24 protein-coding genes are annotated in these 25,136 nt (G+C 66.0%); 15 read left to right on the forward strand and 9 right to left on the reverse strand.

Going from position 1 to position 25,136, the window contains the following annotated elements:
- Window positions 1-106: 106 nt before the first annotated feature.
- Window positions 107-3,331, reverse strand: coding sequence for a bifunctional proline dehydrogenase/L-glutamate gamma-semialdehyde dehydrogenase PutA (putA, locus tag AC3IPM_RS01885; RefSeq protein ID WP_489302231.1), 3,225 nt, complete (start codon window positions 3,329-3,331; stop codon window positions 107-109).
- 277 nt (window positions 3,332-3,608) lie between these two features.
- On the opposite strand from putA, the gene AC3IPM_RS01890 reads away from it, so the two are divergent.
- The 6 genes from AC3IPM_RS01890 to AC3IPM_RS01915 all read left to right on the forward strand — a co-directional run bounded on the left by AC3IPM_RS01890 (window position 3,609) and on the right by AC3IPM_RS01915 (window position 8,431).
- Window positions 3,609-4,085, forward strand: a complete 477-nt coding sequence (locus tag AC3IPM_RS01890; protein WP_489303996.1) for a DUF2244 domain-containing protein — start codon at window positions 3,609-3,611, stop codon at window positions 4,083-4,085.
- 11 nt (window positions 4,086-4,096) lie between these two features.
- Complete coding sequence (gene coxB / locus AC3IPM_RS01895; RefSeq protein WP_489302232.1) at window positions 4,097-5,029, forward strand: cytochrome c oxidase subunit II; 933 nt, start codon at window positions 4,097-4,099, stop codon at window positions 5,027-5,029.
- Window positions 5,030-5,093: 64 nt separating this feature from the next.
- Window positions 5,094-6,704 (forward strand): cytochrome c oxidase subunit I, encoded by a 1,611-nt coding sequence (gene ctaD / locus AC3IPM_RS01900; protein ID WP_489302233.1) that lies wholly within the window; start codon window positions 5,094-5,096, stop codon window positions 6,702-6,704.
- 7 nt (window positions 6,705-6,711) lie between these two features.
- On the forward strand, window positions 6,712-6,945 hold the full coding sequence (locus tag AC3IPM_RS01905) for a hypothetical protein (RefSeq protein ID WP_489302234.1): 234 nt from the start codon (window positions 6,712-6,714) through the stop codon (window positions 6,943-6,945).
- Entirely contained in the window at window positions 6,942-7,535 is a 594-nt protein-coding gene (locus AC3IPM_RS01910) for a cytochrome c oxidase assembly protein (RefSeq protein ID WP_489302235.1), read from the forward strand. Before AC3IPM_RS01905 ends, AC3IPM_RS01910 begins: the two co-directional genes overlap by 4 nt.
- A 20-nt stretch (window positions 7,536-7,555) precedes the next feature.
- Window positions 7,556-8,431 carry a cytochrome c oxidase subunit 3 gene (locus AC3IPM_RS01915; protein WP_489302236.1) on the forward strand — a complete coding sequence of 292 codons (876 nt, stop codon included), beginning with the start codon at window positions 7,556-7,558 and terminating at the stop codon, window positions 8,429-8,431.
- A 42-nt stretch (window positions 8,432-8,473) separates the two neighbouring features.
- Here the strand turns inward: AC3IPM_RS01915 and AC3IPM_RS01920 are convergent, their stop codons facing one another.
- Complete coding sequence (locus AC3IPM_RS01920) at window positions 8,474-8,692, reverse strand: twin transmembrane helix small protein (RefSeq protein ID WP_489302237.1); 219 nt, start codon at window positions 8,690-8,692, stop codon at window positions 8,474-8,476.
- Between the two features lie 57 nt (window positions 8,693-8,749).
- Here AC3IPM_RS01920 and AC3IPM_RS01925 point away from each other — a divergent pair, with 57 nt between their 5' ends.
- The 5 genes from AC3IPM_RS01925 to AC3IPM_RS01945 all read left to right on the forward strand — a co-directional run bounded on the left by AC3IPM_RS01925 (window position 8,750) and on the right by AC3IPM_RS01945 (window position 13,683).
- The gene (locus tag AC3IPM_RS01925; protein ID WP_489302238.1) at window positions 8,750-9,484 is read left to right on the forward strand and encodes an SURF1 family protein; all 735 of its coding nucleotides are present in this window, start codon (window positions 8,750-8,752) and stop codon (window positions 9,482-9,484) included.
- A 27-nt stretch (window positions 9,485-9,511) separates the two neighbouring features.
- Complete coding sequence (locus tag AC3IPM_RS01930; RefSeq protein WP_489302239.1) at window positions 9,512-10,087, forward strand: hypothetical protein; 576 nt, start codon at window positions 9,512-9,514, stop codon at window positions 10,085-10,087.
- Window positions 10,088-10,097: 10 nt separating this feature from the next.
- Complete coding sequence (locus AC3IPM_RS01935; RefSeq protein ID WP_489302240.1) at window positions 10,098-11,306, forward strand: COX15/CtaA family protein; 1,209 nt, start codon at window positions 10,098-10,100, stop codon at window positions 11,304-11,306.
- Between the two features lie 4 nt (window positions 11,307-11,310).
- Window positions 11,311-12,204 (forward strand): heme o synthase, encoded by an 894-nt coding sequence (gene cyoE / locus AC3IPM_RS01940; RefSeq protein WP_489302241.1) that lies wholly within the window; start codon window positions 11,311-11,313, stop codon window positions 12,202-12,204.
- A gap of 744 nt (window positions 12,205-12,948) precedes the next feature.
- On the forward strand, window positions 12,949-13,683 hold the full coding sequence (locus AC3IPM_RS01945; RefSeq protein ID WP_489302242.1) for a hypothetical protein: 735 nt from the start codon (window positions 12,949-12,951) through the stop codon (window positions 13,681-13,683).
- Window positions 13,684-13,725: 42 nt separating this feature from the next.
- Here the strand turns inward: AC3IPM_RS01945 and AC3IPM_RS01950 are convergent, their stop codons facing one another.
- The 6 genes from AC3IPM_RS01950 to rpsU form a co-directional block, all read right to left on the reverse strand.
- Complete coding sequence (locus AC3IPM_RS01950) at window positions 13,726-14,700, reverse strand: bile acid:sodium symporter family protein (RefSeq protein ID WP_489302243.1); 975 nt, start codon at window positions 14,698-14,700, stop codon at window positions 13,726-13,728.
- Between the two features lie 52 nt (window positions 14,701-14,752).
- Window positions 14,753-15,223 (reverse strand): protein tyrosine phosphatase family protein, encoded by a 471-nt coding sequence (locus tag AC3IPM_RS01955; protein ID WP_489303998.1) that lies wholly within the window; start codon window positions 15,221-15,223, stop codon window positions 14,753-14,755.
- A gap of 74 nt (window positions 15,224-15,297) precedes the next feature.
- Window positions 15,298-17,028, reverse strand: a complete 1,731-nt coding sequence (gene dnaG, locus AC3IPM_RS01960) for a DNA primase (protein ID WP_489302244.1) — start codon at window positions 17,026-17,028, stop codon at window positions 15,298-15,300.
- A gap of 63 nt (window positions 17,029-17,091) precedes the next feature.
- Entirely contained in the window at window positions 17,092-18,021 is a 930-nt protein-coding gene (locus AC3IPM_RS01965) for a YihY/virulence factor BrkB family protein (protein ID WP_489302245.1), read from the reverse strand.
- Window positions 18,022-18,122: 101 nt separating this feature from the next.
- Complete coding sequence (locus tag AC3IPM_RS01970; RefSeq protein ID WP_489302246.1) at window positions 18,123-18,569, reverse strand: GatB/YqeY domain-containing protein; 447 nt, start codon at window positions 18,567-18,569, stop codon at window positions 18,123-18,125.
- Window positions 18,570-18,711: 142 nt separating this feature from the next.
- Window positions 18,712-18,927 carry a 30S ribosomal protein S21 gene (gene rpsU / locus AC3IPM_RS01975; RefSeq protein ID WP_002808376.1) on the reverse strand — a complete coding sequence of 72 codons (216 nt, stop codon included), beginning with the start codon at window positions 18,925-18,927 and terminating at the stop codon, window positions 18,712-18,714.
- A gap of 167 nt (window positions 18,928-19,094) precedes the next feature.
- Here rpsU and tsaD point away from each other — a divergent pair, with 167 nt between their 5' ends.
- Window positions 19,095-20,120 (forward strand): tRNA (adenosine(37)-N6)-threonylcarbamoyltransferase complex transferase subunit TsaD, encoded by a 1,026-nt coding sequence (gene tsaD / locus AC3IPM_RS01980; RefSeq protein ID WP_489302247.1) that lies wholly within the window; start codon window positions 19,095-19,097, stop codon window positions 20,118-20,120.
- An 11-nt stretch (window positions 20,121-20,131) separates the two neighbouring features.
- Here the strand turns inward: tsaD and AC3IPM_RS01985 are convergent, their stop codons facing one another.
- Complete coding sequence (locus AC3IPM_RS01985) at window positions 20,132-20,779, reverse strand: hypothetical protein (protein WP_489302248.1); 648 nt, start codon at window positions 20,777-20,779, stop codon at window positions 20,132-20,134.
- 370 nt (window positions 20,780-21,149) lie between these two features.
- Between AC3IPM_RS01985 and folB the strand changes: the two genes are divergently transcribed.
- The 3 genes from folB (at window position 21,150) to AC3IPM_RS02000 (ending at window position 25,114) form a co-directional block, all read left to right on the forward strand.
- The gene (gene folB, locus AC3IPM_RS01990; protein WP_489302249.1) at window positions 21,150-21,524 is read left to right on the forward strand and encodes a dihydroneopterin aldolase; all 375 of its coding nucleotides are present in this window, start codon (window positions 21,150-21,152) and stop codon (window positions 21,522-21,524) included.
- A 3-nt stretch (window positions 21,525-21,527) separates the two neighbouring features.
- Window positions 21,528-22,802, forward strand: coding sequence for a mechanosensitive ion channel family protein (locus AC3IPM_RS01995; RefSeq protein ID WP_489302250.1), 1,275 nt, complete (start codon window positions 21,528-21,530; stop codon window positions 22,800-22,802).
- A gap of 137 nt (window positions 22,803-22,939) precedes the next feature.
- Complete coding sequence (locus tag AC3IPM_RS02000; RefSeq protein WP_489302251.1) at window positions 22,940-25,114, forward strand: glycoside hydrolase family 3 N-terminal domain-containing protein; 2,175 nt, start codon at window positions 22,940-22,942, stop codon at window positions 25,112-25,114.
- Window positions 25,115-25,136 lie beyond the last annotated feature (22 nt).

Genomic DNA, 25,136 nt, shown 5'->3' on the forward strand with positions numbered 1-25,136 from the left:
AACGCTCGCCTCACACCCAGAACGAAGCCAGAGCAGTTGCCCCTGGAAGAACCCAAAAAAAAGCCCCGCTTTCGCGGGGCTTTTCATTGCCGCATGGCGTGGACGATCAGTCGCCCAGGGTCAGCAGCGACGCGTTGCCGCCGGCCGCCGTGGTGTTCACGGTGACGGTCTTCTCGGTGGCGAAACGCAGCAGGTAGTGCGGGCCGCCAGCCTTCGGGCCGGTACCCGACAGGCCCTGGCCGCCGAACGGCTGCACCCCGACCACCGCACCGATCTGGTTGCGGTTGACGTACACATTGCCCACGTTGATCCGCGAGGAAATCCGGTCCACGGTTTCATCGATGCGCGAGTGCACGCCCAGCGTCAGGCCGTAACCGGTCGCGTTGATCTGATCGATCACCGCATCCAGCTGATCGCCCTTCCAGCGGATCACGTGCAGCACCGGCCCGAAGATTTCCTTGTGCAGCTGGTCGAGGTTCTTCAGCTCGTACGCACGTGGCGCGAAGAACGTGCCGTGTGCGGCGGCTTCGCTGAGCTCGGCGGCGGCAATCAGGCGCGCTTCTTTCTCCATGCGCACGGCATGGTCCTGCAGGATCTGCAGCGCATCGGCATCAATCACCGGGCCGACGTCGGTGGACAGCAGGCCCGGGTCGCCGACCTTCAGTTCGGCCATCGCACCGGCCAGCATCGTCATCACCTTGTCGGCGATATCGTCCTGCACGAACAGCACGCGCGCGGCCGAGCAACGCTGGCCGGCCGAGGTGAAGGCCGAGCCAATCGCGTCCTTGACCAGCTGCTCCGGCAGCGCCGAGGAGTCAGCAATGAAGGCGTTCTGGCCGCCTGTTTCGGCGATCAGCACACCAATGGCGGCATCGCGTGCAGCCATCGCGCGGTTGATCGCACGCGCGGTGTCGGTCGAGCCGGTGAAGGCGACGCCGGCCACGCGCGGATCGGCGGTGAGTGCGGCGCCGACCGTGGCACCGTCGCCCGGCAGGAACTGCAGCACGCCTTCCGGCACGCCCGCGTCGAGCAGCAGCTTCACCGCGTAGTAGCCGATCAGGTTGGTCTGTTCGGCCGGCTTGGCGATCACGCTGTTGCCGGCGGCCAGTGCGGCGCTGACCTGGCCCAGGAAGATCGCCAGCGGGAAGTTCCACGGGCTGATGCACACGAACACGCCGCGGCCATGCAGCTGCAGTTCGTTGGACTCACCGGTGGGGCTGGGCAGCTTTTCGGCGTGGCCGAACTGCTCGCGCGCCTGCTTGGCGTAATAGCGCAGGAAATCCACGGCCTCGCGCACTTCGGCAATGCCATCGGGCAGGCTCTTGCCGGCTTCCTTGACGCACAGTGCCATGAACTCCGGCATGCGTGCTTCGAGCTGGTCGGCGGCGTGTTCGAGGATCGCCGCGCGGCTGGCGGCCGGGGTGCGGTTCCACTGCGGCTGCGCGGCCACGGCATTGGCCAGCGCCTTCTCCACAGTGGCGCTGTCGGCCGGCTGCCACTGGCCGATCACCTGGCGGCTGTCGGACGGGTTGGTCACATTCAACAGCGCGCCGGTCGGGTTCGCACCCGGCACCAGCGGTGCGGCGTGCCAGGGCTTCACGGCTGCGTTGAGCTGCTCGGCCAGGGCGCGCAGATCGTTGTCGTTGGCGAGATTGACGCCCATGGAGTTCTTCCTGTCATGGTTCTGGCTGCGCAGCAGATCGACCGGCAGCGGGATTTTCGGGTGCGGAACGGAATCGAACGAGGACACCGCTTCGACCGGATCGCGGATCAGGTCGTCGATGGCCACGCTGTCATCGGTGATGCGGTTGACGAAGCTGGAGTTGGCACCGTTCTCAAGCAGGCGGCGCACCAGGTACGGCAGCAGGTCTTCGTGCGAACCGACCGGGGCGTACACGCGGCACGGCACGTTCAGGCGATCGGCCGGCACCACTTCGGCGTAAAGGTCATCGCCCATGCCGTGCAGTTTCTGGTGCTCGTACTGGCCGCCCTTGGCGATCGCCTTCACCGCCGCGATGGTGTGCGCGTTGTGGGTGGCGAACATCGGGTACAGCGCATCGGCGTGGGTGAACAAGCGCTTGGTGCATGCCAGGTAGGACACGTCGGTGTTCTGCTTGCGGGTGAACACCGGGTAGGCGGGCAGGCCGTCGATCTGCGCGCGTTTGATTTCCGCATCCCAGTACGCGCCCTTGACCAGGCGCACCTGCAGGCGGCGACCGATGCGACGGGCCAGGTCGGCCAGGTAATCGATCGTGTACGGGGTGCGCTTCTGGTACGCCTGCACCACCACGCCAAAGCCTTCCCAGTTGGCCAGCGAGGTATCGCTGACGACGGCTTCGATGATGTCCAGCGACAGTTCCAGACGGTCGGTTTCCTCGGCATCCACCGTGCAGCCGATGCCGTAGGACTTGGCCAGCTGCGCCAGTTCGAGCACGCCCGGAACCAGGTCGGCCATCACCCGTGCACGCTTGGCGTGCTCGTAGCGCGGATACAGCGCCGACAGCTTGATCGAGATGCCCGGCGCGGCATTGACGTCGCCATCAACGCGCCCGCCGCGTGCCTTGTGATCGCCACCGATGGAGTGGATCGCACGGCGGTAGTCTTCCAGGTAACGCTTGGCATCTTTCATGGTCAGCGCGCCTTCGCCGAGCATGTCGAACGAATAGCGGTAGCTGGCGTTGTCGCCCTTGTGCGAGCGCGACAGCGCCTCGTCGATGGTGCGACCCATGACGAACTGGTGGCCCATGATCTTCATCGCCTGGCGCACGGCCAGGCGGATCACCGGCTCACCGACGCGGCCGATCAGGCGCTTGAAGGCACCGGGCACATCGGCGCGGGTGACATCGTTGATCTGCACCAGGCGGCCGGTCAGCATCAGGCCCCAGGTGGAGGCGTTGACCAGCACCGAGTCGCTGCCGCCCATGTGCTTCTTCCAGTCGGCATCGCCAAGCTTGTCGCGGATCAGCTTGTCGGCGGTGTCCTGGTCGGGGATGCGCAGCAGCGCCTCGGCCACGCACATCAGCAACACGCCTTCTTCGCTGCCCAGGTCGTACTGGCGCATGAAGGCTTCGATCGCGCCCTGGTCCTTGGCGCGCACGCGCACGCGGGCCACCAGGTCGGCGGCGGTGGCCTGCACCTGCGCCTGCTCGGCGGCGGGCAGGCGGGCCTGCTCCAGCAGCTCGCGCACGTGGCTGGCCTCATCCTTCATCCAGGCATCGGTGATGGCCTGGCGGAAGGCGGGGGGAACGCCCGGCAGCTCGGGGGACAGCAGCGGCGGGCGGAGGGCGCCGGACGAGGCCGGGGCGGGGGGAAGCGCGGAAGGTGCGGTCATGCCGGTCGGCTCGTGGAAAACTTGACCATTTTAATCGTTTTTTGGGCGTTTCGAGTGATTTCGATGCGCCTTTTGATTGCGCCCATAGCCTTTCATATAGCGGGATTCGGGCGGATCGCAGGGCTTGGCCAATAGTGTGCTGAATTCGGCAAATCGGCCGCTGATGTTGATGCTGTGTTGCAACATTTCGCAAAATGTGAATGGACCCTTGCTACGCGCTGGAGAGCAGGGCTACCATCGAGACGTTTCCCGCGGCAGGAAAAAACGCGGTTGCGACATGATCGAGGTGCTGTCAGCTCCGGACGGATCAGGAACGCAACTGCGGCTGCGTCCCCCACGGGCGCTCGATGCCCGGCAGTTCGTCCTGTTGTTTGCGGTGTTGGCGGGGGCGATGTGGTTGGTGGCCAGCCTGGGCTGGTTTGCCGGCAACGTGTTGGCCCCCTTGTTCGCGCTGCTGTACAGCCTGTTGCTGGCAGTGGCACTGCGTAGTGTGTGGCGTAGTGGTGAACGGCAGGAAGAAATCCGGGTAGTGCCGGCGTGCGTGGAGGTCATCCCCGTACCCGGGCAGGCGCCGGTGTTCAGTGCCCACCCGTACTGGGTGCGTCTGATCGCTGACGAAGAGAGTGTCCGGCTGGTGTCCAGCGGTCGGCAGGTGCAGGTAGGAGCTTTCCTCGCACCGGTCGAACGCCAGGCACTGGCCCTGAAACTAGAAGGCTTGCTAGCGGCCAGCGATGGCTGCAACCGACGACGCTAAGGGTCTAGGCAATGAAGCAATGCAGAAAGTGGGGCAGTTCGTTCGGAAAGACAGTGATGTGCGGGGCGGCGCTGCTGGCGCCGGCAATGGCGTGGGCCCAGGCGGCCGACCCCAAACCCTGGCAGCTGAACATGGGCAAGGGGGTGACCCAGAGCTCGCGGTTGGCGTGGGAATCCAACCTGTTCTCGCTGTGGGTCTGCACGGTCATCGGCATTCTTGTGTTTGGCGCGATGTTCTACGCCATGTTCAAGTTCCGCAAATCCAAGGGCGCGGTCGCTGCCACCTTCAGCCACAACACCAAGGCTGAAGTCATCTGGACCGTGATCCCGGTGATCATCCTGGTGGTGATGGCCTGGCCGGCCACCGCCAACCTCATCAAGTTCTACGACACCCGGGACTCGGAAATGACCGTCAAGGTCACCGGCTACCAGTGGATGTGGAAATACGAGTATCTCGGCGAGGATGTCACCTTCACCAGCCGCCTGGACCGTGAATCGGACCGGGTGCGGCAGAGCGGCAAGGTGCCCACCCGCGAGAGCAACCCGCACTACCTGCTGGATGTCGACAACCGTCTGGTACTGCCGGTCGATACCAAGGTGCGCTTCGTGATCACCTCCGATGACGTCATCCACGCCTGGTGGGTACCGGCGCTGGGCTGGAAGCAGGACGCCATCCCGGGCTTCATCAACGAGGCCTGGACCAACATCGAAACCCCCGGCGTGTACCGCGGCCAGTGTGCCGAGCTGTGTGGCAAGGACCACGGGTTCATGCCGATCGTGGTCGAGGCGGTGTCCAAGCAGGAGTTCCAGAAGTGGCTGGCCGAGCGCAAGCCCAAGCCCGCTGCCGAACCTGCACCGGCGCCGGCCACACCGGCAGCCACCCCGGAGGCCGCGCCTGCACCGGCGGCCCCGGACGCTGCACCGGCCCCGGCCGGCAACGCCTGACATCGAGCCGCCTGCGCCGGCTGGCGCAGGCGGGTACCAGCGTAATCAAAGAGGTGTAGTTGCGATGGCGCATTCCGCAGTTGACCACGACGGGCACCACGGGCATCAGCAGGGTTTCTTCGAGCGTTGGTTGTTCTCGACCAACCACAAGGACATCGGCACGCTCTACCTGCTTTTCAGCTTCATCATGTTCATCATCGGTGCGGCGATGAGCGTGATCATCCGTGCCGAGCTGGCGCAACCGGGCCTGCAGTTCGTCAAGCCCGAGTTCTTCAACCAGATGACCACCGTGCACGCGCTGGTGATGATCTTCGGCGGTGTGATGCCAGCCTTCGTCGGGTTGGCCAACTGGATGATTCCGCTGCAGATCGGCGCGCCGGACATGGCCCTGCCGCGCATGAACAACTGGTCGTTCTGGTTGCTGCCGGTGGCCTTCTCGCTGCTGCTGGTCACCCTGTTCCTGCCCGGTGGCGCGCCGGCCGGTGGCTGGACGCTGTACCCGCCGCTGTCGTTGCAGGGCGGCTACAACGTGGCCTTCAGCGTGTTCGCCATCCACGTGGCCGGCATCAGCTCGATCATGGGCGCGATCAACATCATCGCCACTGTGCTCAACATGCGTGCACCGGGCATCGACCTGTTGAAGATGCCGATCTTCTGCTGGGCCTGGCTGATCACCGCCTTCCTGCTGATCGCGGTGATGCCGGTGCTGGCCGGTGCGGTGACCATGCTGCTCACCGACAAGTTCTTCGGCACCAGCTTCTTCAACGCCGCCGGTGGCGGTGACCCGGTGATGTTCCAGCACATCTTCTGGTTCTTCGGGCACCCCGAGGTGTACATCATGATCCTGCCGGCGTTCGGCGTGGTCAGTGAAATCATCCCCACCTTCAGCCGCAAGCCGCTGTTCGGCTACCAGGCGATGGTCTACGCGGTGGCGGCGATCGCCTTCCTGTCGTTCATCGTCTGGGCCCACCACATGTTCACCGTGGGCATGCCGCTGGGCGGCGAAATCTACTTCATGTTCGCCACCATGCTGATCTCCATCCCGACCGGGGTGAAGGTGTTCAACTGGGTCAGCACGATGTGGCGCGGCTCGCTCACCTTCGAAGCGCCGATGCTGTGGGCCGTGGCCTTCGTGATCCTGTTCACCATCGGCGGTTTCTCCGGGCTGATGCTGGCGATTGTGGTCGCCGACTTCCAGTATCACGACACCTACTTCGTGGTGGCGCACTTCCACTACGTGCTGGTGACCGGCGCGGTGTTCGCGCTGATCGCCGCGGTGTACTACTGGTGGCCGAAGTGGACCGGGCGCATGTACAGCGAGAAGTGGGCCAAGTTCCACTTCTGGTGGTCGATCGTGTTCGTCAACCTGCTGTTCTTCCCGCAGCACTTCCTCGGCCTGGCCGGGATGCCGCGGCGTATTCCCGATTACAGCGTGGCCTTCGCCGACTGGAACCTGATCAGCTCGATCGGTGCATTCGGCATGTTCGCCACGCCCTTCATGATGGCCGCGATCCTGATTGCCTCGCTGCGCAATGGTGAGAAGGCTGCCGACCGTGCCTGGGAAGGCGCGCGAGGGCTGGAGTGGACGATTCCCTCGCCGGCTCCGGCGCACACCTTCACCGTGCCGCCGACCATCCGCCCGGGTGACCTGGCCCACGATGACGTGACCCACTGAGGCCGACATGCCCACCCACAGCACAATCGCCTCTTCACTCCCTTCCGGTAGCGCCGAGCCAAGCTCGGCGCAAAACAATGCGCCCCACACGGCAGCGCAGACACCGGAACACGAACAGGTCAGCACGGCGCGGCTCTACCAGCAGCAGCGCCAACGTGCCCAACGCACCGCCTGGAAGGTGGGCGTCGTGGCGGTGCTGGTCTACGTCGGCTTCATCCTGACCGGGGTGATCGGGCGATGAGCGAAACCCACACGGCCGCTCCCGCACGCACGGCGGGCCTGCCCCGGTTGATCGGGGTGGCGGTGGCCGTGTTCGTGCTGACGTTCTCGCTGGTGCCGCTGTATCGGATCGCCTGCGAGAAGGTGTTCGGCGTGCGCCTGGAACGCGGCCCCGGTGCGGCCGGTGCCAGTGCGGCGGCGGCCACCGGCAAACGCACCGTGCGGATCGAATTCGACGGCGGCGTGAACTCCAAGCTGCCCTGGGCGTTCCATCCCGAGCAGCTGACCATGGACGTGGTCCCCGGCGAGCTCAACGAAGCGCTGTACTACGCGCGCAATGACAGCGATCGCGCGCTGGTCGGCAGTGCGGTGCCGTCGGTGGCACCGGCCAAGGCGTCAGGTTATTTCAGCAAGACAGAGTGCTTCTGCTTCACCGCGCAGACCCTGCAGGCCGGTGAGAAACGCGACATGCCGGTGCGTTTCATCGTTGACCCGGATCTGCCGGCCAACGTGAAGACGATCACGCTGTCCTACACCTTCTACAAGAACGACGCGCTGTCCGCGCAGCTGGTTCCGGCTGCCGTGCCGGCCGGCGTGCGCGCAGCTCCCTGATCCGGACCGGACCCAAGACCATGGCCCAGCAAATCCCCGATGCCAACGTGTACTTCGTGCCCACGCACAGCAAGTGGCCCTTCATCGGTTCGATCGCGATGATGGTGACCATGGTCGGCGTGGCCAGCTGGCTCAACGATTCCAGTTGGGGCAAGTGGACCTTCTACGCCGGCATCGTGATGCTGGTGTTGACCCTGTTCTGGTGGTTCAGCGATGTGGTGCGCGAGTCGCAGGCCGGCAGCTACAACCGCCAGGTGGATGGCTCGTTCCGGATGGGCATGGTCTGGTTCATCTTTTCAGAGGTGATGTTCTTCGGCGCGTTCTTCGGCGCGTTGTTCTACACCCGCAACCTGGGCCTGCCGTGGCTGGCCGGTGAGGGCGACCGGGTGATGACCAACGAGCTGCTGTGGAGCGGTTATTCGTCGGCGTGGCCGACCAACGGCCCGGGCGCGATCGGTGGCCACTTCCAGACCATCCCGGCCTGGGGCCTGCCGCTGATCAACACATTGATCCTGCTCACCTCCGGCGTCACCCTCACGATCGCCCACCACGCGCTCAAGGCCGGTCACCGTCGCCAGCTGCTGGTGTGGCTGGGTATCACCGTGGCGCTCGGCGTGTTCTTCCTGACCCTGCAGGCCGAGGAGTACATCCACGCCTACAAGGAGTTGAACCTCACCCTGGGTTCGGGCATCTACGGGTCCACCTTCTTCATGCTTACCGGTTTCCACGGTGCGCATGTGCTGCTGGGCACCATCATGCTGAGCGTGATGTGGCTGCGCTCGGCGAAAGGGCACTTCACCCGCGACAACCATTTCGGCTTCGAAGCCGCCGCGTGGTACTGGCACTTCGTCGACGTGGTGTGGCTGATGCTGTTCCTGTTCGTCTACGTGCTGTAGCGTCGGTGCGACCGGAGCGCCGCACCGTTGCAGGTGCCGCGCTCAGCCGTTGATGCCGTGGGGCTTGATCCAGCCGCCGTAAATGCCGATAACCACCAGCACGATCAGCGCCACCGACACCGCGATGCGGCGGGTGAGCGCATTGACGGTGCGTTTGGTCTGGCCGCGATCAACCAACAGGTAATACAGCCCGGCGCCCAGATTCCAGACGATGACGATCAGAAACGCGATTACCAGCAGGGTCTTCAACGAATCATTCATGCGCGGCTCGATGGCAGGGCGGGTACGCCTATCTCACCGCGTTTTGCCAGCGTTGTCATGATGCGCAAGCACACACGCCTGATCGGCTGGGTTGCGGCAGTGGTGGTGATCATCGGGTTCGGCCTGCTCGGACGTTGGCAGCTGCAGCGCATGCACGACAAACAGGCATTGCTGGACCAGCAGGTGCCTGCACATGCCCAGGCCATGACGCTGGCCCACGCACTGGCCGCGCCGCCACGCCTGCGCTGGATCGAAGACCACGGACGCTATCTGCCCGGCACGCTGCTGCTGGACAACCAGACCCGCGACGGACGTGCCGGTTTCAAGCTGTACCAGCCCTTCGTAAGTGACGCCGGCGCGCGGGTGCTGGTCGACCAGGGCTGGCAACCGATGCCGCCGGACCGCGTCCTGCCCAGCATTCATCCGGTGCGGGGTGAGGCCCGCATCGTGGGGCTGTTGGCGCCGCCGCCGGCCACCGGGCTGGCGTTGGGGCCGGCGGTGTCGTCCACCACGCAGGTGCAGGTGTGGCTGGCCAGCCGGATGCCGCCCGACGAAGTGGCACGTGTGCTGTCACTGCCGCCCGGTAGCCTGCCCGATCGTGTGGTGCGCCTGGATCCGGCACTCCCCGGGGGCTACGCCCGCGATCTGGAGCTGTTGCCGAATACGCTGCCGCCCAGTCGCCACCTCGGCTACGCCGTGCAATGGTTCGGGCTGGCCCTGACCGTCCTGATCGTTGCGCTGGTGCTTGAACTGCGCTCGCGCCGTCGTCCCGCCCTCCCTGACCGACGCTGATCGGCCCAACATGAGAAAATGCCCCGCATGAATGCCACCTCCCCGGATCGGCTGCAGGCCCGCAATCGCGGCCGCTGGACCCTGATCGCCCTGTTTGGCGTGTTCTTCGGGGCGATGCTGCTGGCCGGCGTGCTGCGTTTCGCCGGGTGGCAGCCGCATGCGCACCGCAACAGTGGCCAGCTGCTGGAGCCGCCGGTGGATCTGCGCGCGCTGCCGCCGACCCTGGCCGATGGCCAGCCCTACCCATGGAACCCGGATGCGCGCACCTGGCGGATCCTGGTGGCGCCGTCGGCAAAGTGCGCTGCCGAGTGCGTCACTTTGTCGCAGGGATTGGGCAAGGTGTGGCAGCTGTTCGGCCATAACGCCGATAATGTCGAGATCCTGTGGCTGGGTACGCCGCCGGCCGAGGTCCAGGGTCTGCCCGCATTGCGCGTGCTGCGGGCCCAACCGGGCCTGCGTGCCGCCTTGCCCGCCGTGGATGACGCCGCCGGCACGCCTGTGTATGTGATCGACCCCAATGGTTTCGTGATCATGCGGCATGCACCGGGATTCGATATGGCCGGTCTGCGCAAGGACCTGGTCACGCTGTTGAAACTGAAGTGAGTCCTGTTTGATGAGCCCCACCGCGCGCCCGGCGCTGCACCGTAATTTCCATCGACTGGCGTGGTTCGCGCTGATCATGACCGCGAGCACCATCATGTTCGGCTCGTTCGTGCGCCTGTCCGATGCCGGCCTGAGCTGCCCGGACTGGCCGACCTGCTATGGCCGCGTCACCTGGCCGCAGCACGCCGAGGAAGTGATCGGCCACGAAGCGGCCAAGATCCGTCCGCTGGAAACCCACAAGGCATGGCGTGAGCAGGTCCACCGCTTCCTGGCCGGCGCGCTGGGTATCGAGATCCTCACCCTGGCACTGCTGGCCACGCGCCGCCGCCGCTGGGGCAGTACCGCGGTGGTCACCGCCTGCGTGCTGGTGGCCGCGGGCATACCGCTGTACATGATGGGCATGCACGTGTCGGCCAGCATCATCGCGCTGACCGGCGAGGTGATCTTGCTGATTGCCGCTTTGCGCTGGAACAACATCGACCTGGCACGTGCCGCGTTGCTGACCTTGGCCGTGGTGATCTTCCAGGCGCTGCTGGGCATGTGGACGGTGACCTGGCTGCTCAAGCCGATCGTGGTGATGGGCCACCTGCTGGGCGGCATGCTGATGTTCGGGTTGCTGGTGTGGATGGCGTGGCGGGCCACCCATATGCCGATCACCCTGGCCGAAGCGCCGCGCCTGACATGGCTGCTGCGTGCCGGCGTGGCCGTGCTGGTGCTGCAGATCGCGCTGGGCGGCTGGGTGAGCGCCAACTACGCCGCGCTCGCCTGTGGCGGCGGCAGCGCCTCGCTGGACAACTTCCCGCGTTGTGTCAGCCAGTGGTGGCCGCCGCACGACTTCAAGGAAGGCTTCACGCTGTGGCGTGGCATCGGTGTGGATTACGAAGGCGGCGTGCTCGATGGCGCGTCGCGTATCGCGATCCAGATGGCGCACCGCTTGATGGCGATCGTGGTGGCGGTGTACCTGCTGTGGCTGTCGGTGCGTCTGTTCCGGCTGCCGAGCATGCGTGGCTGGGCCAGTGCGCTGGGCGTGCTGGTGCTGCTGCAGATCAGCCTCGGCATCCTCAACGTGAAGCTGGCCGTGCCGCTGGAAGTGGCGGTCGCGCACAGCGGTGGTGCGGTGGCGTTGCTGTTCGTGCTGGTGACCCTGCTGGCGCGCCTGCGCGCGCCGGATGCGGACCCCCGGCCAGTGGCCGACGCTACTGTCGTGCAGGCGGGCTGAGGATATGTTCAGCAACTACCGTCAGTACTGGGACCTGACCAAACCCAAGGTCGTGGCCTTGATCGTATTCACCGCGCTGGTCGGCATGTTCCTGGCCATTCCCGGCGTGCCCACCGCACAGCAGGCGCTTGATGGCGCGCTGGGCTTCCTCGGCATCTGGCTGGCCGCATCGGCCGCTGCAGCGATCAACCAGCTGCTGGATGCGCATATCGACGCACAGATGGCGCGCACCTCCTGGCGTCCATTGGTGGTGGGCAAGGTCAAGCCGTGGCAGGTGCTGGTGTTCGCCAGCATCCTGATCGCGCTGTCGATGACCATCCTGGTGGTGTGGGTCAACGTCATCACCGCGGTGCTGACCTTCGCTTCGTTGATCGGCTATGCGGTGATCTACACCGTGTACCTCAAGCGGGCGACCTCGCAGAACATCGTGATCGGCGGCCTCGCCGGTGCCACCCCGCCGATGCTGGGCTGGGCGGCGATCACCGGCATGCAGGGGCCGTGGGACTGGGCGTATGCCTCGTTGCTGGTACTGATCATTTTCATCTGGACCCCGCCGCACTTCTGGGCGCTGGCGATCTTCCGTCGCGAGGATTACGCCAAGGCCGAGATCCCGATGCTGCCGGTGACCCACGGCGTGGTGTACACCCGCAAGTCGATCATGGCGTACTCGATCGTGCTGGCCATCGTCAGCATCCTGCCGGTGGTGGTGGGCATGAGCGGCCTGTTCTACCTGGGCGGCGCGATCGTGCTCAACGCGGTGTTCCTCTGGTACGCCTGGCGCATGCTGAACCCGCCGGATGAGCTGTTCTCGATGAAGATGTTCGGCTATTCCATCGTCTACCTGATGGCGTTGTTCGCCTTCTTGATGGTGGACCATTGGATGTTGCCCTGGTTGTAACCCTCAGACAGCGCGGCGGGTGGATGACGCCGCACCGACCAACGGTCGGTACCTGACGGGGTCGGCGGACCCTCATACGCTCCGTAGGTCACAGCTGTTGGTGGTGACATGCGCAGGACCTACTGTCCGGCGCGCCCACCCGCATCGCCGTATTGGCCATGACGATCCTGTCACTGCCGTGCGGTGATACCTCTGTGCACCCTTTGGCGAAGGTATTTGATCGGAATATCGTCGGGATATGCCTTGTTCAAGTGTCCGCTACTCATCAATGTTTGGTGAGTTGGAATGCAGTGCCGCTCTTGCGATCAGCCTGCGGCGTACACAGGTGTCGCGAGGTGACTCGCCAACACGTGAGGGAGCGACATTGAAATCAATCAAACGCCTTGGCGCCGGATTGCTGTTGATGGTCGTATTCGGGAACGGGGATGCCATGGCAGAGGCAAAGGCCATAAGTCGAGCGAACTGTCTTGGATTCGTCAATGAGTCGATAACTTACGACAGACCGCAGTTCAGAAGCATTCAAGGCTCCGCAGCCAGCAGACATATCCCGGTGGGGGCCATCCAGGAAAAGCATGTGCTCGGCGCGCCGAACAATGGTGGCTTCTCCTGGCGGTTCAGGGCAGGTGATCAATCAGACCCGGAGCGAATGCTCGTGCGTGGATATCACACCTGGATACTCAACAGGGTTGTACACACGCGAAACACCGCAGCCGTCGACTGCAGCCTGACCGAGTGGTGATGCATATGAAAAAGCTCTCAATCATGCTCACGCTGCTTGCATCGCTACATTCGGCCCATGCCAAGGCAGAATCCGGTGATGCGGTCGGTCAATGGCTCCATGAGCGCGCCATGCGGGCTGCTCTCAGTGACGATCAGCCCGGTTCCAGACAGAGCAGCGAAGCGGGAACCTATCGGATCGTGCCGCTCGCCGATCTGGACGCTCCAGATGCGGTAAAGCAGGCCTTCGGCATCCAGATCGCGCGCAGCCGGGCCGGCGTGGTACGCGTCCCTGCTGGGGTCATTCCATCGCAAGCCGAAATGCTTGCAGCCTTGCCCAAGGCGCAGCGCGCCGATTCGGTTCTCCGCCAGCGGCTACCCAGTCCGCCCAGCAACCTGCAGGGCACGGTGCTTGGTGTTGCTGAGGTGATCGGCATGGAGCCAAGCGGTGCGCTGGATGGGATCAAGTCTTCCGGTCTTACCCGCTTCTATCGATTGAACGATGTGGGCATCGTTGCCTTCAACGAGGAGAACTTCCGCGTTCCAGGTACAACCATCGAGGTCATTGAGGAAGCGCAGAACGCCTCCGTCAACGGATCGCCTGCGCAGCTCGACATGACCGTGGATGGGCAAGGGCATGGACAGGTGGTGCTGGCATGGGCCGCGGGAGACAAAGCGCTGAAGCTGACGGCAACCGGGGACGGCGATGTGGAGCGCAAGGCGCGGGTGCTGCAGGATATCGCTGCAGCCATCATGGACTGAACATCAGCACGGTGCTCGGGTAGAGCCATGCATGGCATGGCGCTACCTTTTGGGGTCGCGCGCGTAGCGCTGGGCGATCATCGCGCAGACGATCAGCTGGATCTGGTGGTAGATCATGATCGGCAGCACGATCGCGCCGAGGCTGCCGCCGGCGAACAGCACTTTGGCCATCGGCACGCCCGTCGCCAGGCTCTTCTTGGAGCCGCAGAACAGGATGGTGATCTCGTCCTCGCGGTTGAAACCCAGCCGGCGGGCGATGAAGCGGATGGTCGGCATGGCGATGCCGAGCAGCACCGCCGCCACGATGGCCACGGTGAACAGCGACAGCAGTGGTGTCTTGCTCCACAGCCCTTCACTGACGGCTTCGCCGAAGGCGGAATAGACCACCAGCAGGATCGTGCCCTGGTCGGTAAAGCGCAGCAGCGCGCGCTGCTTTTCCACCCAGCCGGCAATCCAGGGGCGCAGCAGGTGGCCGGCCACGAACGGCACCAGCAACTGCAGCATGATGCTGATGATGGCGTGCACCGGGTTCTGCATGCCGCCTGCGGTACCGGCCATCAGAGCGAGCAGCAACGGGGTCAGGAATACGCCGAGGATGCTCGACAGCGAGGCGCTGCACACCGCAGCCGGCACATTGCCGCGCGCCATCGAGGTGAAGGCGATGGAGGACTGTACGGTGGAGGGCAGCGCGCACAGGAACAGCACGCCGATGTACAGCTCCGGGGTGAGCAGCCAGCCATCCAGCGGCTTGAACAACAGTCCCAGCAGCGGGAACAGCACGAAGGTGCAGGCCAGGATGGTCAGGTGCAGGCGCCAGTGCAGCAGGCCGGCCACGATCGACTCGCGCGGCAGGCGTGCGCCGTGCAGGAAGAACAGCGCGGCGATGGCCACGTCGGTGACATCGTCCAGCACCATGGCCGCCGCGCCGTGCATCGGCAGGAAGGAGGCCAGCAGCACGGTGCTGAGCAGGGCGAGGGTGAAATTGTCCGGCCGCAGCCGCGACCACCAGGGTTTCATGCGCGGCATGCTCCTGTCATCGGGAATAGGGAAGGTTGAGGCGCGCGCTGGTTCAACGCGCAGGCGCCTGTTCGAGCAGGGCGCGGGTGGGCGCTTCCAGCGAGGTCATGCCGGCATCGCGGCCGAACTGCAGGGCCTGCTCTACCGAGGCGCCATCGCGCGCCTGCAGCAGCGCCAGCAGGGCGCCGGCGCGGTTGCCCGAGGCGCAATGCACCAGCACTGGGCCCTGGCTCTGCGCCAATGCGGCGCGCAGTGCGCGTGCATTGGCGTCGGTGAGGCCGGCAGCGCCAGCCACGGGAATGCGCACGTAACGCAGGCCCAGGCGTTCGGCCGCGGCGGTCTCATCGAAGCCGCGATTCTCGGTGGGTTGGCGCAGGTCGATCACGGTGCTTACCCCGGCATCGGCCGCGCGCTGCAACTGGTCGGGGCTGGGCTGGCCGGCGCTGTAGAGCTGCGGCCGTGGCTGCGCGAAGGGCAGCTCCGTGGCCCCGGCGGGCAGGGCCAGCGCAAGCAGGGCGGCGATAACACCAAGGCGGGAGCGGCGGGCGACCGATGCAGCGGGATTCACGGTGGGAGATGCCACGGCTGCTCCGTTGATTAGAAGCGGATGGTGCTGCGCGCCTTGAGAAGTTCACGCAGTTCGTACTTGTCAGTATCGTCCAGACCCTGCTGGCTCTGCTTTGCCTGAAGCTCTTCCAGACGTTGCATCAACAGCTGTTTTTCCAGCTGGGCCACCGCATCGTGTAGTTCCTGGGTCCACATCGCCTCGTCGCCGGGCTGGCTCTGCGCGGCCAGCTTGTGCAGGGATTCCTGCTCCTCGCGGCCCTCGAAGTGCTCCAGCAGCGCGCCGGTGCTGATGTCCGGGCGTTGTTCGACCAGCTCCAGCAATTCCAGCAGCAGTTCGATGCCGGGCAGGCGCAGGCCGTTGAAGTGATGGCCTTCCAGGGTCATCGCCAGCGACGGCTGCTGCAGCAGGATCGCGATGGCGGCGCGCACCAGGCTGCGCCTCTGCGCCGGTGCCACGCTGCGCAGCGGCGGGCGCGCACCGGGCGTGGCGCTGCCGGGCTTGCTGGCCAGGCCGGTGAGCGTGCCCAACTGCTGCTTCATCAGGTCGCCGAAGGCGCCGTCGGGAATCTGCGCCAGCATCGGCTTGGCCCGCTCGGCCAGCCGTGCCTTGCCATCCAGCGTGCCGAGGTTGATCTCGCGGGTGAGCTCGTCGAAGAAGAACTGCGACAGCGGCGTGGCCTGCTTCAGGCGTTCGTCGAAGGCCTCGCGGCCCTCCTTGCGCACGATGGTGTCCGGGTCTTCGCCATCGGGCAGGAACAGGAAGAACGCCTGGCGGCCATCCTTCATGCGCGGCAGCACCGACTCCAGCGCACGCCAGCCGGCGCGGCGGCCGGCGGCGTCGCCATCGAAGCAGAAGAACACGTCCGGCGCGTTGCGGAACAGCAGCTCGGCGTGCTCGGGCGTGGTGGCCGTGCCCAGCGTGGCCACCGCCTGGGTGACCCCGAACTGGAACAACGAGACCACGTCCATATAGCCTTCAACCACGATCAGCCGTTCGATCTTCTGGTTGGCCTGGCGCACCTGCCACAGGCCATACAGCTCGCGGCCCTTGTGGAACAGCGCGGTCTCGGGCGAGTTCAGGTATTTCGGCCCGTCGTCCTTCTCCATCACCCGGCCGCCATAGGCGATCACCCGGCCACGGCGGTCGAAGATCGGGAACATCACCCGGTCGCGGAACTTGTCGTAGACGTGGCCACGGTCGTTCTTGGAGAACAGCCCGGCACGGTCGAGCAGCTTCATGCGCCGCTCGTCCTTGCCCAGCGCGTCCTTCAACGCGCTGTAGCCGTCGGGCGCATAGCCGATGGCGAAGCGGGTGCGGTTTTCTTCGTCCACGCCGCGCTGGTCCAGGTAGGCGCGGGCCTTGTCGCTGCCCTCCAGCGATTTCTGGAAGAAGCGCGTGGCCGCATCCAGCGCCGAGTACAGATCGCGGCTGTCGTCTTGCTGCTGGGCGGTGCGCGGCTGGGTATCGCGCGGCACTTCCATGCCCACCCGCTTGGCCAGCTCGTCGACGGCGTCGAGGAACTCCAGGCGGTCGTAGTTCATCAGGAAGCTGATCGCGGTACCGTGCGCGCCGCAGCCGAAGCAGTGATAGAACTGCTTGGTGGGTGAGACCGTGAACGACGCCGAGCGCTCGTCATGGAACGGACAGCGTGCCGAGTACTCCTTGCCCTGGCGCTTCAGCGGCACGCGGCTGCCCACCACCTCGACGATGTCGGAGCGGGCCAGCAGGTCGTCGATGAATGCGTCGGGGATTCGGGCCATGGCAGCAGGCGCGCGCGCGAACGGCGGGCGCGTCGGGGATTCTCGGGAACGGTGGAGAGTGTACTAGGGTGTGGCCGCTTCGGTGCCGATCCCGGCCTCGGCAAGGTGGGTCCGGGCCCGTTGCCGCTCGTCGATCACGGCCGTCATCAGCGCGCCGACGAAGAAGGTCACGGTGGCGTAGTAGATCCACACCAGCAGGATCACCAGGGCGCCCATCGAGCCGTAGGCGCTGCCCGGGGCCACCGTGGCGATGTACAGGCCGATGGCGTAGCGGCCGAGCGCGAACAGCACCGAGGTGATCACCCCGCCGATGAAGGCCTGGCGCCAGGCCACGCGGCGGTCGGGCAGGTAGTGGTAAAGGAAGGCGAAGGCCACCGAGTACAGCAGCAGGGTGGTCAGGTAGCCCACCGCCGGCAGCACCGAGGGCAGGTGCGCGAAGGTCACCTGCAGGGCGGTGGTGGCGGTCATCGACAGCAGCAGCACGAAGCCCAGCGCCAGCACCACGCCGAAGGAGAACACGCGCTTGCGCAGCCACGCCACGATGCCGTCCAGGCGCTGGGCGTCGGTGTGGAAGATCCGGTTCAGGGCGTTCTGCAGCTGGGCGAACACCGCGGTGGCGCCGATGAACAGCAGCAGCGTGCTCCAGACCCCGGCCAACGAGCCGATGTCCGGCTGGGTATTGGCATTGCTGAGCACCGTGGTGGCCACGCTGGCGGCACTGCTGCCGGCAACGTCGTTGATCTGGGTCAGCAGGGCCTGCTGCGCGGGCGGATACAGCGACGCAGTCAGCCACAACAACAGCACCAGCAGCGGTGCCATCGACAGCAGGGCATAGAAGGACACCGACGCGGCCTGGGTCAGGACGTCGATTTCGACAAAGCGTTTGGCGACGGCGGCCGGCAGGCTGTGCTGCAGGCGTCGCGCGTATTTGCGCAGCGCGGGCGGAACGCTCTGGAGCGTTTCGTCGGCGGGGGTGGGGATCTGTTCGGCCATGCCACTGGTTTTAGCAGGCGGTGCTCGAAGGCACGGTGAAGCGTGGGCGGTGTGTGCACCGCGGTGACCGGTAACGACCGTGGGTCGTTACCGGTGGCACATCAACCGGCGAGCTGCTGCTTGACCAGCTTGGACACCAGGCCCATGTCGGCCTGGCCGGCAAGGCGCGGCTTCAGTGCACCCATCAGCTTGCCGATGTCGGCCGGGCTGGCCGCGCCGGTTTCGGCGATGGCGGCCTGGATGGCGGCGACGATTTCCGCTTCACCCAGCTTCGCCGGCAGGTACTGGTCGATGATCACGATTTCCTCGCGCTCGATCGAGGCCAGGTCTTCGCGGTTGGCGGCTTCGAACTGGCTGACCGAGTCCTTGCGCTGCTTGACCATCTTTTCCAACACGGCCAGCACGGCGGCGTCGTCCAGCTCGATGCGCTCGTCCACTTCACGCTGCTTGATGGCGGCGTTGATCAGGCGGATCACGCCCAGGCGGTGCTTCTCGCCGGCCTTCATGGCCGTCTTCATGTCTTCGATGAGCTGCTGCTTCAGGCCCATGGGGCACCTCGGTATCGGTGGAAAAGGGAAGGTGGAACGACGCCCTGACGACGCCGGAACGCAAAAAGCCGGCTACGCTCGCGCGTGCCGGCTTCGACTCCGTCGCGACAGGCCAGGCCTGCCGCATCGAAGTTGCGTTCGATCAGTACAGGCGCTGACGCTTGGTGACGTCGCGCGAAGAGCGACGCAGCTGACGCTTCACAGCAGCAGCAGCTTTACGCTTGCGCTCCTGGGTCGGCTTTTCGTAGAACTCGCGCTTGCGGGTTTCGGCCAGCACGCCGGCCTTTTCGCAGGTGCGCTTGAAGCGACGGAGCGCAAACTCGAAGGGCTCGTTCTCGCGGACTTTAACGCTGGGCATGGAATCTCCGGGACACAGTAGAACCGGGTCACGCCCGGTGAGAGCCGCACATTATAGCGGCGACAAAAGAAGTTGCAACCCACCCCGGCAAACTTCTTGGCCACGGGTGGTGTCAGATGGGCTGGCGATAGCGCTGCCGGGGCCTCAAGGGGTCCATAATACGCGATATGCGAGTCCTCGGTATTGAATCTTCCTGCGACGAAACCGGCGTGGCGGTGTACGACACCGACCTGTCCGGCACCGCCGCCCTGCGCGCCCATACGGTCTACAGCCAGATCGCCCTTCACGCTGAATACGGTGGGGTGGTGCCTGAACTGGCCAGCCGCGACCACGTGCGCAAACTGCTGCCGCTGATCCGCCAGACCCTGGCCGAGGCCGGGATGCGCGTGTCCGACATCGACGGGGTGGCCTATACGGCCGGCCCGGGCTTGGTCGGCGCGTTGCTGGTGGGGGCTGGGGTGGCGCGTTCGCTGGCCTGGGCGCTGGAGGTGCCGGCGGTGGGCGTCCACCATATGGAAGGCCATCTGCTGGCCCCGTTGATGGAAGACGACCCGCCGCAGGCGCCGTTCGTGGCCCTGCTGGTGTCCGGCGGGCATACCCAGTTGGTGGCGGTGGACCGGATCGGCCAGTACCGGCTGCTCGGCGAGACCCTGGACGACGCGGCCGGTGAGGCCTTCGACAAGACGGCCAAGTTGATGGGCCTGCCCTACCCGGGCGGCCCCCAGTTGGCGGCACTGGCCGAGCGCGGCACGCCAGGCAAGTACAGGTTCACCCGCCCGATGACCGACCGCCCGGGGCTGGACTTCAGCTTCTCCGGGTTGAAGACCCAGGTGCTGTTGGCCTGGCGCGACAGCGACCAGAGTGAGCAGACCCGCGCCGACATCGCCCGCGGCTTTGAAGATGCGGTGGTCGATACCTTGGCCATCAAGTGTGAGCGCGCGCTGGATGCGGCCGGCACCGATGTGATCGTGGTGGCCGGCGGCGTCGGCGCCAACAAGCGCCTGCGCGCCAAGCTGCAGCAGATGGCTGCCCGCCGCGGTGGCCGCGCCTGCTTCCCGCGCCCGGCGCTGTGCACCGACAACGGCGCGATGATCGCCTTCGCCGGCGCGCTGCGCCTGCAGGCCGGTCAACACAACCCACCGCAGGTGCAGGTCACCCCGCGCTGGGACATGGCGACGCTGCCGGCGGTGTGAGCCCTGGCGGGTCAGCACGGCCGGTCGCGCAGCAATACGCTGACCGGCTCATTGCGCAGCATCCAGCGTGCAAGGTCCGGGCAACGGCGCCCGACGATACGCATGACGGTGTCCATGTCCTCGGCCAGGTCGCGCCCGAGGATCGGCTCGTGATGGGCGATCCGGTTGCGCAGCTGCCGGACCCGGTGCAGATCGACATGCATGCGTGCCCGCATGACGTGCGGCGGTGTCGCCGGATCCATGCCGGGCAGGACCCGGTGCAAGGCGGGGGACCACAATCCCTGGTCGAAGCGCTGAGTGAACATGTGTTGCCAGAAGGCAAAGCGCAGCGCCGCCACCACCGCACTGGTGGTGGTGAACTTCGCTGCGGAATGCCGAAGCTCGTCGCGCGCGTTGTAGCCGGCTGATGCACCGGGCAGGCTGGCCAGCAGGCCCGGTTGCCAGGGCCACTGCGGGCCATGTTGATGGGTGAGGGCCTCATCCACGGCATTGCGCGTCACCACCTCGCACAGATGCAGCAGTGGCAGGAAGGCGCTGCCCACGCGCATGTTCCAGCAGTACAGCTCGAAGGGGTGTGCCGTGCCGTTGGCCATCGCCCGCTCGAAGGTCTGCATCCGGGCAGCTGAAAATACGCGATGGAGGAGCTGGCGGTCGCGCACGTGGCTTCGCACTGGGGAGGACGTTGGAGCTTAGGAAGTCCGCTTGCCGCAGACGATCGGGGAAGTGCGGAATCGCCATCGAAATGACGGATTGAACGGTGAGTACCGATGTGGCTTTTGAATCACGCAAGGTCGCGTTGAGCTGCCGGTCGCAATACGCGCTGACGGCGGTTGACCCAGCAGGACTGGGGGGCTACGGTGCGCTCGTGTGCCGCCGGGACCAGCTGATGGGGAAACCCATTTCCCCCGGGGACAGTGGTGGTAAGCAAAGGGCCCCGTACGGGGCCCTTTGTCTTGGTGCCGCCCTGCGTTCCCGGCACATTCCGGACCGGGCCGTTACCATGGTCGCCATCTTCCACGTGGCATTCCTATGGACAAGGTATTCATCGAAGGGCTCGAAATCGATGCCCTGATCGGGATCTACGACTGGGAACGGCGGATCCGCCAGACCCTGCGTTTCGATCTGGAAATGGGGTTCGACAACCGCCGGCCCGCGGCCAGCGACGACATCGCCGATACCCTCAACTACAAGGCGGTCAGCAAGCGCATCGAGCAGTTCGTGCGTGAGTCCGATTTCGGCCTGGTCGAAACCCTGGCCGAGCGCATCGCCGAGATCGTGCTGCGTGAGTTCAAGGTGGAATGGCTGCGGCTGAAGCTGAGCAAGCCCGGTGCGGTGCGGGGTGCGCGCGCGGTCGGGGTGATCATCGAGCGCAGCGCGACGGCGCCGGCCACGCAGGAGTCCTGACCGATGGTGGATGCGGTAGTGGCAACGCGCTGGCTGGATGATCTCCAGCAGACCCTGCAGCCCTGGCCCTGGGCGTACACCACCGTGGTGCTGTGCGCGTTGGCGCTGGCGGCCTGGCTGGCCAACTTCGTCACCAAGAAGATCCTGCTGCGCGGCCTGCGCCGGCTGGTGGCGCGCCTGCCCGGCAGCAGCGCCGGCACGGAGGGTGGCAACAACCTGCGGGTGATTTCGCGGTTGTCCAACGTGGTGCCCAGCCAGGTGATCGCCGCCGGCATCGTGCTGGTGCCGGACCTGCCCCCGGAGCTGGTGAAGTTCATCATCGGCGCCTGCCAGGCCTGGGCGGTGCTGACCATCGCGCTGGCGGTCTCGCACGCGCTGGATGCGGCCAACGATCTCTACGAACGCCGCCCGGACGCGCGCAACAAGCCGATCAAGGGCTACCTGCAGGTGGCCAAGATCGTCATCTTCGTCATTGCCGGGCTGTCGATCGTGGCGACCCTGGCCGGGGTGGACCTGCGCTACCTGGTCACCGGGCTGGGCGCGGCCACCGCGGTGCTGATGCTGATTTTCCAGGACACCATTCTGTCGCTGGTGGCCAGCGTGCAGATCAGTGGCGATGGCCGCATCCGGATCGGCGACTGGATCGAGATGCCCAGCCAGAATGCCGATGGCGATGTGATCGATATCGCGCTGCATACGGTGACGGTGCAGAACTTCGACAAGACCATCACCACCATCCCGACCAAGAAGCTGGTGACCGAGTCGTTCAAGAACTGGCGCGGCATGCAGGAAGCCGGTGGGCGCCGGATCAAGCGCGCGCTGTACCTGGACCAGCACAGCGTCGGCTTCGTGGATGCGCCGATGCTGGCCCAGCTGGAGCAGTTCGCGGTGCTGGGCGACTACCTGCGCGAGAAGCAGGCCGAGCTGCAGCAGTGGAACGCGCAGCTGCAGGCCAAGGGGGTGGCGGCGGTGAACGCACGCCGGGTGACCAACCTGGGCACCTTCCGCGCGTATGTGGAGCGCTACCTGCAGCAGCACCCGGGAATCCATACGGACATGACGCTGCTGGTACGGCAGCTGCAACCCACCACCCAGGGCCTGCCGCTGGAGGTCTACTGCTTCACCCGCAGCACCGATTGGGGTGCCTACGAGGGGGTGCAGTCGGATGTGTTCGACCACCTGCTGGCGATCCTGCCGGCGTTCGGGCTGCGCGTGTTCCAGGAATCCAGCGATGCGATGTTGATGGCCGGGCAACAGCGCCTGGCCCTCGCAGAGTAAGCTCCTGTGCCCCTGTTGCCGTGCTCGCGGCGGCAGGGTTCTTCCCGCCGGGAAGAAAAATGAACGTCAAAATCATTCACAACGGGCCCGGGAACGCTAGAATCCCGGCCTTGTAAACGTTTTCATAAGGACTGCCGGTGGCCGCCGATCGCATCGAAACCCTCATTGCCCAGATGACCGTCGAAGAAAAAGTCGGCCAGCTGGGTGTGTTCGCCGACATGGTCCGGCCGTTCGCCCCGGATGTGAACCCGGAAGCCAACGTCAGCAATGCCGACCAGGTGCTGCAGCAGATTCGCGAGGGCAAGGTGGGGTCGCTGTTCAACGGCGTGGGCGTGGAGGCCGGCCGGCGCATCCAGCAGGTAGCGCTGGAGGAGAGCCGCTTGGGCATCCCGGTGATCCTGGCCGCCGATGTCATCCACGGCATGCGCACCGTGTTCCCGATCCCGCTGGGCGAGGCGGCCAGCTTCGAGCCGGACCTGGCCGAGCGCACCGCGCGCGCCACCGCCGTGGAAGCCACCGCGGCCGGCCTGCACTGGACCTACGCGCCGGCGGTGGACATCGCCCGCGACCAGCGCTGGGGCCGGGGCGCCGAGGGTGCCGGTGAGGACGTGGTGCTGGGCTGTGCGTTCGCCGCCGCCCGCGTGCGCGGCTTCCAGGGCCCGGACCTGCGCGCGGCCGATGCGCTGCTGGCCACCCCGAAGCACTTCGCCGCCTATGGCGCGGTGATGGCCGGCATGGAATACAACATGGTGGACATCTCGCCGCAGACCCTGCGCGATGTGCACCTGCCACCGTTCAAGGCGGCCTTCGAGGCCGGCGCACTGACCGTGATGTCCTCCTTCAACGACATCAACGGCGTGCCCGCCAGCGCCAACGCCGAACTGCTCACCGACATCCTGCGGGGGGAGTGGCAGTTCCCGGGCGTGGTGATTTCCGATTACACCGCCGACATGGAGCTGGTCGCGCACGGCTATGCCGCCGACGACCGCGATGCCACCGCCAAGGCGTTCACCGCCGGGCTGGACCTGAGCATGCAGAGCGGCTTCTATGCCGAGCACCTGCCGGGCCTGGTCGAAAGTGGTGAAGTGCCGATGGCCACGCTGGACGCATCGGTGCGCCGCATCCTCAAGTTGAAGGAAGCGATCGGCCTGTTCGAGGATCCGTACCGGTCGCTGGACCTGGACCGCGAAGCATCCACCGCACACATCGCCGCGCACGACGCACTCTCGCGCGATGCCGCACGGCGTTCGATCGTGCTGCTCAAGAACGACAACGCAGTACTGCCGCTGAAGAAGACCGGGCAGAAGATCGCGCTGATCGGCCCGTTCGTGCAGGACCGCGACAACATCGAAGGCTGCTGGACGCTGTTTGGCGACAAGTCGCGTTACGTGAGCTTGGAAACCGGCGTGCGCGCGGCGATCGGCGATGCGGCACTGCTGGAAATCGTGCCCGGCTGCGAGCTGGAAGCGGCCATGCAGGACGGCATCGAACAGGCCGTGGCCGCCGCGCTGCGCGCCGATGTGGTGGTGCTGGCGCTGGGCGAACCGCAGCGCTACAGCGGTGAAGCACAGTCGCGCGTGGAGATCACGCTGCCGCCGGCGCAGCAGGCCTTGGCCGAGGCCGTGGCGATGACCGGCAAGCCGCTGGTGGTGCTGCTGCGCAATGGTCGCGCGCTGGCCCTGCAGGGCGCGGTGCGCAATGCACAGGCCGTCGCGGTGACCTGGTACCTGGGCACCCAGACCGGGCATGCCGTGGCCGATGTGCTGTTCGGCGACTACAACCCGTCCGGGCGCCTGCCGGTGAGCTTCCCGCAGGTATCGGGGCAGCAGCCGTTCTTCTACAACCACCCGCGCACCGGTCGCCCGGAGCTGCCGACCATGTCCGAGTTCAAGGCGCGCTGGCGCGAGATCCCGAACGCGGCGCTGTACCCGTTCGGCCATGGCCTGGGTTACACCTCCTTCGGCTACGGCGTGCCGCAGCTGAGCAGCGCGCAGCTGGGCTGGGACGACACCCTGACCATCACCACCACCTTGACCAACACGGGTGCGGTTGCCGGTGAGGAAGTGGTGCAGCTGTACATCCACGACCGCGTGGCCAGCCGCGTGCGGCCGGTGCGCGAGCTCAAGGACTTCCGCAAGATCGCGTTGCAGCCGGGGCAGAGCACCGACGTGCAGTTCAGCCTGGACCGTCATGCGCTGGGCTTCACTGGCCGCGATGGCGTGTTCCGTGCCGAGCCGGGCCAGTTCGAGCTGTGGGTCTGCGCGTCCTCGGCCAGCGGCGAGCCGGTGATCTTCGAGCTGCTTGCCGGCTGAGGTAGCGATTCGGGTGCCGGCC

Source organism: Stenotrophomonas sp. GL_111, assembly GCF_057835245.1.